We start from the raw sequence: 1,387 nt of genomic DNA on the forward strand, positions 1-1,387 counted from the left end.
CCGGGCCACCGACACGCCCGGGCGCGTCGACGCCCGGCTGGTGCTCCAGGGGCCGTCGCCGTGAGGCGTTGGGGTCGGCGCATCGGGCTGTTCGCCCTGTTCCTACTCGGTGCCCTGGTCACCGCGGCCGTCACTCTCCCCGCGCGGGTCGCCTGGTCCGTGGCGGGGGACACCCTGCCGGTGCGCCTGCACGAGCCGCGGGGCACGATCTGGTCCGGCGCCGCCGCCGGGCTGACCTATCGCGGCACCACCCTGCACAACGTGGAATGGCGGATTCACGCGGCGGCCCTACTGGACCGCCGGCTGGAGGCAACGCTTCGCGCCCGGGGCGACAACGGCGACCTCACCGCACGGCTCGCCGCCACCCCCGGCGGCCGTATCGGGGTCAGCGACGGGGTCGCACGCCTGGATGTGGACACGGTGCTCGACTGGGCCCGCCGCGGCGGCCTGGCCTTTACCGTCGACGGCATCCTCGACGCCACGGTGCGCCGCCTGGTGATCGACGACCGCCGGCCGGTCACCGCCGACGGGCGTCTGCGCTGGGAATCGGCGGCACTTAACCTGGGTGAGCGCTATCCGCTCGGCACGCTCACCCTCGAGCTCTCGCCCGGCGGAAACGGCGGCATCAGCGCGACGCTGTCCGCCAACGGCGGCGTGCTCACGGTCGACGGCAAGGCGGACGTTGACCCGGACGGCACCTTCCATGCCCGCCTGGAGCTCGCCCCGCGCCCCGGCCGCGAGGAGGCGGGGCGCGCCCTCGCCCGCCGGCTGCACCTCGCCAACCCCGACGGCACGACGGTAGTGGAGGCAAGCGGCGGCCCCACCGGCGTGCGGACCAGTCAGCGCGCCGGCGGCTGACCCCCGGACCGGTCAGGGCCGATGCGGCAGGGCGAGGTAGCTGCGCGACTGCATCTCGATGAGGCGGCTCGCGGTGCGCTCGAACTCGAAACCCAGCCGGCGCCCACGATAGAGCGAGTCCGGCTCGTCGGCGGCGGAGCAGATCAGCTTGACGGCGCGGTCGTAGAACTCGTCCACGAGATTGATGAAGCGCCGGGCATCATCCTCGCTGTCGCGATCGAACACCGGAATGTCGGAAATCACCACGGTGTGGAACTGGCGGGCGATCTCGATGTAGTCGTTCTGGCTGCGAGGCCCCCGGCAGACCGCATCGAAGGTAAACCACACCACGCCGTCCGCTACGCGCCGCACCGGGATATCCCGGCCCTCCACCTCCAGCACGGTCTCCTCGGTCACCTCGCCGCCGTCCGGGCGCACCTGGTCGAAATCCCGGGTGAGCACCGCATCCGCTCCGGCGTCCAGCGGCGTGTGATAGATCTCCGCCTGCTCGAGGAAGCGCAGGCGGTAGTCCGTGTCGCCGTCGACGGGG

The 1,387-nt window shown here is 72.7% G+C and carries 2 protein-coding genes; one reads left to right on the plus strand and one right to left on the minus strand.

Annotated elements, in window-relative coordinates; translation table 11 throughout:
• The first annotated feature begins 60 nt into the window (after positions 1-60).
• Positions 61-858, plus strand: a complete 798-nt coding sequence (locus tag G7A99_RS19755) for a type II secretion system protein N (RefSeq protein WP_163143455.1) — start codon at positions 61-63, stop codon at positions 856-858.
• 12 nt (positions 859-870) lie between these two features.
• Here the strand turns inward: G7A99_RS19755 and zapE are convergent.
• On the minus strand, positions 871-1,387 hold a 517-nt coding region (gene zapE / locus G7A99_RS19760; protein WP_163143458.1), incomplete at its 5' end, for a cell division protein ZapE.

The sequence above is a fragment of the Arhodomonas sp. KWT genome (genome assembly GCF_010993615.1).